The 7307-nt window shown below is 70.0% G+C and carries 6 protein-coding genes and 1 pseudogene; 5 read left to right on the top strand and 2 right to left on the bottom strand.

Annotated elements, in window-relative coordinates; translation table 11 throughout:
* The 4 genes and pseudogenes from VB737_RS13375 to VB737_RS13360 form a co-directional block, all read left to right on the top strand.
* Positions 1–408, top strand: a pseudogene (locus VB737_RS13375) (class I SAM-dependent RNA methyltransferase); the annotation flags it as partial.
* Positions 409–525: 117 nt separating this feature from the next.
* Positions 526–2172: an alpha-amylase gene (locus VB737_RS13370; protein WP_500313667.1), complete on the top strand. Its 1647-nt coding sequence runs from the start codon at positions 526–528 to the stop codon at positions 2170–2172.
* 109 nt (positions 2173–2281) lie between these two features.
* Positions 2282–4270 carry a S8 family serine peptidase gene (locus VB737_RS13365; RefSeq protein ID WP_500313666.1) on the top strand — a complete coding sequence of 663 codons (1989 nt, stop codon included), beginning with the start codon at positions 2282–2284 and terminating at the stop codon, positions 4268–4270.
* Positions 4271–4390: 120 nt separating this feature from the next.
* The gene (locus tag VB737_RS13360; RefSeq protein WP_500313665.1) at positions 4391–5296 is read left to right on the top strand and encodes a glycosyltransferase family 2 protein; all 906 of its coding nucleotides are present in this window, start codon (positions 4391–4393) and stop codon (positions 5294–5296) included.
* Between the two features lie 13 nt (positions 5297–5309).
* On the opposite strand, the gene VB737_RS13355 is transcribed toward VB737_RS13360, so the two are convergent.
* Both VB737_RS13355 and VB737_RS13350 read right to left on the bottom strand, forming a co-directional pair.
* Positions 5310–5675 (bottom strand): phage holin family protein, encoded by a 366-nt coding sequence (locus VB737_RS13355; RefSeq protein WP_500313664.1) that lies wholly within the window; start codon positions 5673–5675, stop codon positions 5310–5312.
* Positions 5672–6148: a glycine zipper domain-containing protein gene (locus VB737_RS13350; RefSeq protein ID WP_500313662.1), complete on the bottom strand. Its 477-nt coding sequence runs from the start codon at positions 6146–6148 to the stop codon at positions 5672–5674. Before VB737_RS13350 ends, VB737_RS13355 begins: the two co-directional genes overlap by 4 nt.
* A 100-nt stretch (positions 6149–6248) precedes the next feature.
* On the opposite strand from VB737_RS13350, the gene VB737_RS13345 reads away from it, so the two are divergent.
* Positions 6249–7307 (top strand): AAA family ATPase (locus VB737_RS13345; protein ID WP_500313661.1); only part of this gene is annotated, 1059 nt, incomplete at its 3' end.

Here is a 7307-nt window from a genome sequence, read left to right as displayed (position 1 = left end):
GCCCTGGCCCGCACCAGCCTCCCGGGCGGTGAACCCCTGGCGGCCGTGGTGGGCCTGGAGCGGGATCCGGCCGTGCTGGCCATGGCCCGCAGCAACGCGGCGGCGGCCGGTGTGGCCGACTGGGTCGCGCTGCAGGAGGGGGACTGCCGCGATTTCCGCCCCCCGGAAACCCCCGGCGTGCTGGTGTGCAACCCGCCCTATGGCGAGCGGCTCGGTGCCGACGACGACCTGGAAGCGCTCTACGGCGATCTGGGCCGGATGGTGAAGGAACGCTGCGGCGGCTGGACCCTGTGGCTGCTGAGCGGCAACCCCGCCCTCACGGGGGCCCTGCGCATGAAGGCCTGCCGCCGGGTGCCGGTGAGCAACGGCGGCATCGACTGCCGTTGGCTCCGTTACGACATCCGCTGAAGCGCACGGCAGGCCCCGTGGCGGCGCAGCCGTCGTTCCGCAGCAGGTTGGCGGCGAAGCAGACAGCCCTGGGCCGCGCTGCTAGCGGTGGGGCCTGCCACCGCCGCCGCCAGAGCCATGGCCTCACTCTTCGAAGCCCTCAAGCAGGAGGCCCTGGCCGTGGAGAGGGATCCGGCCCTCGACACCGGAGCGGCCACGATGGCCCTGCTGCGGCAGTGGCTGGCCAGCCACGAAGCGGAGATCAGCGCCCGCAAGCTGGCGGCGCCGACGGAATTCAACGGCACGCTGATGCAGTGGTTCCACTGGTACAGCGACGGCGACGGCGGCCACTGGCGGCGGCTGCGCCAGGAGGCACCGGCCCTGGCCAGGGCGGGCATCACCGCCCTGTGGCTGCCGCCGGCGGGCAAGGGGGGGAGTGTGTGGGACGTGGGCTACGGCACTTACGACCTGTTCGACCTGGGCGAATTCGACCAGAAGGGCACGGTGCGCACCAAGTACGGCACCAAGCAGGAGTATCTGGAGGCGATCGAGGCCTGCCACGCCGCCGGGATGCAGGTATACGCCGATGTGGTGTTCAACCACAAGATGAATGCCGACGAGCAGGAGCAGTACCGGGCCACGCCCTGCGACCCCTACGACCGCAACCGGCCCCTGGGGGAGGAGCGGCTGATCAGCGCCTGGACCCGCTTCCGTTTCGACGGCCGCGGCGATCGCTATTCGTCGATGCAGTGGCACTGGACTCACTTCGACGCCGTGGATCACAACACGCTCGATCCGGGATTCAAGGCTGTCTGGCGCACCCAGGGGGCCAGCTTCGAGGGCAACGTCGATCTGGAGAAGGGCAATTACGACTACCTGATGGGCAGCGATCTCAACGTGAACCATCCGGAGGTGCGCGGTGAGCTCAAGCACTGGGGCCGCTGGAGCCTCGACCATGTGGGGGCGGACGGCTTCCGCCTCGATGCGATCAAGCACATCGCCAGCGATTTCTTCCTCGACTGGATCAGCGACCTGGAGCACCATGCCCAGCGTGATCTGTTCGTGGTGGGCGAGTACTGGACCTACAACATCGCGAGCCTGCACTGGTACGCGGCCAACACCGGCGGCCACATGAGCCTGTTCGATGCGCCGCTGCACCTGAACTTCCACCAGGCCAGCCGCAGCCGGGGCCACTACGACATGCGCCGGCTGCTCGATGGCACCCTGATGCAGCAGCTGCCGCTGCTGGCGGTGACCCTGGTGGACAACCACGACACCCAGCCGCTGCAGGCCCTGGAATCGGTGGTGGAGGCCTGGTTCAAACCCCTCGCCTACGCCGTGATCCTGCTGCGCGACCAGGGCTATCCCTGCATCTTCCATGCCGATTACTACGGCGCCGACTACACCGACAGCAAGAACGGCCAGGACTACCGGATCGTGCTGCCCAGCCACCGCTTCCTGATCGACCGCTTCCTGCTGGCCCGCGGCCACTGCGCCTACGGGCCGCAATACGACTACCTCGACCACGTCAATACGATCGGCTGGACCCGCCTTGGCACCCCCGGACACCCCAGGGCCCTGGCGGTGCTGATGAGCGACGGGCCCGCCGGCCACAAGTGGATGGAGGTGGGCAAGCGCCACACCAGCTTCCGCGACCTGACCGGCCACATCGAGGCGCCGATCACCACCAACGGCGACGGCTGGGCGGAATGGCACTGCCCGGGGGGCTCGGTGTCGGTGTGGGTGGAGGAAGCGGCCCTGGCGGAGATGGGGGTGACCCTCTGAAGAAGGGTGAAGATTCCCCAGCCCTGTGACGGCAGATCACGTCCTGTTCCGGCGGCTTGAATTCACCGGCTGATGCGCGGAGAGTGATCGCCGCAGCGAGGACACCGCGATGGTTCAGGTTCGCTATGGCGGCAAAGATGCGGCCCCTTACGACCTTGATGTCAGCGACAATCATCTTGTGGTGCGCACCCTGAATCGCCAGGCCGTGATGCCGGAGCGGCCCTTCGAAGTGGCGACGGTCAGCGCCGAGGCGCACCGGATCCTCGCCCAGTTCGAGAGCCTCACACGCTTCCGCGAAGCGGGGGTCGAACTGCTGAGCACCCGGACCCCCCAGGCCGATGGGGCCCTGCGCGATGCCGCCCGCAGCCTGCTCAAGGCGGAGCCCGGCATCGACTTCGCCGGCCGCGTTCTGGTGGATGCCCACGGCCGGCCCGTGGTCTACACGGAGAATCTGTTCGTCAAGTTCGACGACGACGCCGAGCCCGAGGCCTGCGAGGGCGTGCTGCAGCGCCTCGGCCTCGCCATCAAGCGGGGCCTCAGCTATGCCCGCCACGCCTACTTCGTGGCCGCTCCGGAGAACAGCGGGCTGGCGGTGTTCACGATCGCCGAGACCCTGCTGGGCGAGGAGAGCGTCGCCCTGTGCCATCCGGAGCTGGTGAGCCCCAGCCGCCAGCGCCGCCAGGCCTTCCCGTCCGAGTGGCACCTGAAAGCCACCGCCGTCAACGGCCGGCTCGTCGATGCCCATGCCGAGGTGGAGGCGGCCTGGCCCCTCAGCGACGGCACCGGGGCGATCATCGCCGTGGTGGACGACGGCTTCGACCTCGACCACGAGGAATTCCGCTCCTCCGGCAAGATCGTCGCCCCGCGGGATGTGACCCGCCAGAGCGGCGACCCCCGACCCGGCCGCGGCGAGGACCACGGCACCGCCTGTGCCGGGGTGGCCTGCGCCAACGGCCAGTTCGGCGCCACGGGGGTGGCCCCCGGCGCCCGGCTGATCCCCATCCGGCTGGCCTCCGGCCTGGGCTCCCAGGCGGAGGCGGAGGCGTTCGTGTGGGCGGCCCGCAACGGCGCCGACGTGATCTCCTGCAGCTGGGGACCACCGGACGGGGCCTGGTGGGACCCGAACGACCCGGCCCACCGCCAGGTGGTGCCCCTGCCGGATTCCACCCGGCTGGCGATCGACTTCGCCACCACCCAGGGCCGCGGCGGCAAGGGCTGCGTGGTCCTGTTCGCGGCCGGCAACGGCAACGAGAGCGTCGACAACGACGGCTATGCCAGCTACGCCAGGGTGATCGCCGTGGCGGCCTGCAACGACCAGTCCAAACGCAGCGCCTACAGCGACTTCGGCCGGGCCGTGTGGTGCAGCTTCCCCAGCAGCGACGGCCGCCCCTCCCTGACCCCCGGCATCTGGACCACCGACCGCGCCGGGGTGGCGGGCTACAACCAGGGCAGCCCCCAGAAGGGGGACCCGGCGGGGCACTACACCAATTCCTTCGGCGGCACCTCCAGCGCCTGCCCCGGCGTGGCCGGGGTGGCCGCCCTGGTGCTGGCCCGCAATCCGGCCCTGCGCTGGGACCAGGTGCGGGAGATCCTGCGGCAGGCCTGTGTGCGCATCGACCCCACCGGCGGCAACTACGACGCCGGCGGCCGCAGCCCCTTCTACGGCTACGGGCGCGTGAGCGCCCGCAAGGCGGTGGAGCTGGCCCGCCCGCCCCAGCCGGCGGCGGCCCTGGTGTTCCAGGCCGTGCAGGACGTGCCCATCAACGACTTCCAGACCGCCACGCTCACCCTGCCGGTGGCCGCCCCGGGCCCGCTGCAGTCGATCCGGGTGGCGGTGGATCTCGACCACACCTACATCGGCGATCTGGTGGTGCGGCTGCAGCCGCCGGCTGCCCTCGGGGCCGCCCCCGTGCTGCTGCACGACCGCTCCGGCGGCGGCACCGACAACCTCAAGGTCACCTACGACGCCATCAACGCCCCCGCCCTGGCGGACCTCAAGGGCAAGGACCCCAGCGGCACCTGGACCCTGGAGGTGTCCGACACCGCCCGGGCCGACCGGGGCACCCTGCGCAGCCTGCGGCTGGAGATGGGCTTCTGAAGCCTGGTGCCCCCAACCCATCGCGCGATGCGATCGGTGCAGAGACGGGACGGGCTGTTGGCGACCCAAGGCGGAACGTTTGCCGCAGAATCGGTCCATTCCCTGAATGGTGCGGTCCCGGTGGAGCCCACGATCTCCGTGGTCATCGTCTCGGATTTCGAGCTCAGCGATCAGAAGACCTGGCACGACGAAATCGAAGTGCTGAAGGCCTTCGCCGCTCAGGACTTCGACGAGCCGTTCGAGTTGATCGTTATGGAGAACCCCCGGTTCGCCGACGCCGTGCCCGAGATCCTCGAAAGGATCGCCCCGCAGACGCGGGTGGTCTTCACCGACCAGACCCAGTCGGCCAGGCTGAAGGACGACGGCGTCCGCCAGTGCCGCGGCGATCTGGTCGCGGTGATCGAGGCCGACTGCCTGCCCAATCCCGCCTGGCTGCGAACCCTGGTGGGCGTGCTGCGCGAACACCCTGAGGTGGATGTGGTCAGCGGGCGGACCTGGTACGGCGACCAGACCCCCTACCGCCGCTGCCTCAATCTGCTGCATCGCGCCTTCGACGACTACGGCCGACCGTCACCCTCCAGCTTCATCTCCAACAACGGTGCCCTGTATCGCCGTGCGGTCCTGGAGGCCTTTCCCTACCCGGAGGCGATCACGCCCTTTCTCTCCGCGCGCCTGCGCAATCGCCGCCTGCTCGAGGCCGGCCACACCGTCTTCTTCCATCCGGAGGCCCGCATGCTGCACGCCATCGGTGGGCTGCCGTTCCTGTTCGACGTGCACCGGAACGTCGGCTATTCCGACATCATGCAGGCCCCCCGGGGGCCGACCATCGGCTCGATCCTGCCGGTGCTGCTGCAGCGCACGAAGCGGGAAACCCGCGACCTGCGCCGGCTCGGAGACAGCTATCTGAAGGGGTTCGACCGGCTGCTGCTGCCGCTGTTCCAGCTGGTCGGGCGCTGCTTCGAGACGGTCGGCATGGTGGACGCCCTGCTGCGGAGGCCTTCGATCCCGCACTCGGCCTACCGCTGAGGCCCGCCATGGCTCAGAACTTGCCGGTGAGGGCCCGGGTGGTGCGCATCAGGCCGGCGGTGGTCTCGGGGAGGTAGGGGCCCTTGAGCATCTGACCGCCGATGCGCAGGCTGATCCCGGCCAGCACCATGTCGATGGCGGCCACGGCCGCCGCGGCCTGCAGCCAACTGAGGCTGAACGCTTCGCGGATCCAGAGCAGCAGCACCAGTTCGGCCGCCACCAGCGCCAGGGTCATCAGGGTGAGGCCCAGGCCCAGCATCACCCCGCCGCCCACCAGGCGCCGCTTTTCCCTGTCGGCCTCCTGCAGGGCGATGCGGACGTGCAGGTCCATCACCGAGCTGATCAGAGCCGTGACCCGGCTGAAGTTCGGACCGGTCATGCCGAACGCCGGCCCGACGACAGCAGCAGGCCCACCAGCAGCCCCACGCCGGCGGCGATGCCCAGGGCCATCAGGGGCCGCTCCCGCACCGGCTTCTCGATCCGGGGCCGCAGGGTGGTGTTCAGCTCATCGAGCAGATGCTCCAGCTGCTCCTCCAGGGGCCGCAGCGAATCCACCACATGGCCCGCCTGCTCGCCGGTGACGTTGACCAGATCCAGCAGTTGCTGCTTGACGCCGGCGGTGGTGAGCCCGCTCTGGCGGCTGATCACCTCCACCACGTGGTCGAAGCTGCCCCGGGTGGCCTCCAGGGTGTGGCGGGCCACCTCGGGCCACTCCTTCTGAATGCTGGGCAGCAGGCTCTCGAAGCGTTCCCGGAACTGGTTCTGCACCTGCTGGGCCTCGCCGCTGCCGGCGGGCTCCGGGGCCGGGGCCGGGGCCGCCGGGGACTCGACAGGGGTGGTGTCCGTTTCCATGGGGCGCTCCGTGCGACGGCTGCACGGCATCACCGTAGGAAGGAGGGCTTGTGATCGTCAGCACCTCGGTTAAATTCGTGCTGCTCGGCGCACGGGCCTGTTGGTTCACATCAATCAGGTCGAGCTCACCCACTTCAAGTCCTTCGGCGGGTCGATGACCATCCCGCTGGAGGAAGGATTCACCGTGGTGACGGGCCCGAACGGCTCCGGCAAGAGCAACATCCTCGATGCGGTGCTGTTCTGCCTCGGACTGGCCACCAGCCGCGGCATGCGGGCCGAGCGTCTCCCCGACCTGATCAACAGTGCCGTGCTGCGCGAGGGCAAGGCCGCCGAGACCAGCGTCACCGTCCGCTTCGACCTGGGCGACTGGCAGCCGGACAGCGCCGAGGAGGGGCTGGACGTCCCCGAACAGGGCCCCTGGCTGCAGCGGGGCCAGCGGGAGTGGAGCGTCACCCGGCGGCTGCGGGTGGCCCCCGGCGGCACCTACAGCAGCAGCTTCAGCGCCGATGGGGTGCCCTGCAACCTGCAGCAGCTGCAGACCCAGCTGCGGCGCCTGCGTGTCGATCCGGAGGGCAGCAACGTCGTCATGCAGGGCGACGTCACCCGCATCGTCTCGATGAGCGCCCGCGACCGGCGCGGCATCATCGATGAGCTGGCCGGCGTGGCCCTGTTCGACTCCCGCATCGAGCAGAGCCGGTCCAAGCTCGATGAGGTGGTGGAACGGCAGGAGCGCTGCCGCATCGTCGAACAGGAACTGCTGACGGCGCGCCAGAAGCTCGAACGCGACTGCGCCAAGGCGCGCACCTACCAGGAGCTGCGCGAGCGCCTGCACCAGGGGCGCCTGCAGGAGCAGGTGCTGGCCTGGGAGGAGGCCCGCGCCCACGGCCTGGCCCTCGCCAGCCGCCTCGAGCGCCTCGACCGCCAGCAGGAGCAGGAGCGGGAGGCGATCGTGGCCGGCGAAGCCGAGGTGGTCGCCGCCACCGCCGCCCTCGAGCAGCTGCAGGCGGAGGTGAAGACCCTGGGCGAAGACCAGCTGCTGGCGGTGCAGGCCGAACTGGCCGGTCTGGAAACCAGCGGCCGTGAGCTGGCCCGCCAGGCGGAGCTGCACGGCCAGCAGGCCGAGGAGCTGCAGCGTCGCCGCCAGCAGCTGCAGCAGAAC

The organism is Synechococcus sp. BA-120 BA3 (assembly GCF_034931285.1).
Classification (GTDB): domain Bacteria; phylum Cyanobacteriota; class Cyanobacteriia; order PCC-6307; family Cyanobiaceae; genus Cyanobium.
Note: the sequence above shows the minus strand (reverse complement) of the source record. Positions and strands in the feature narration are given on the sequence as shown.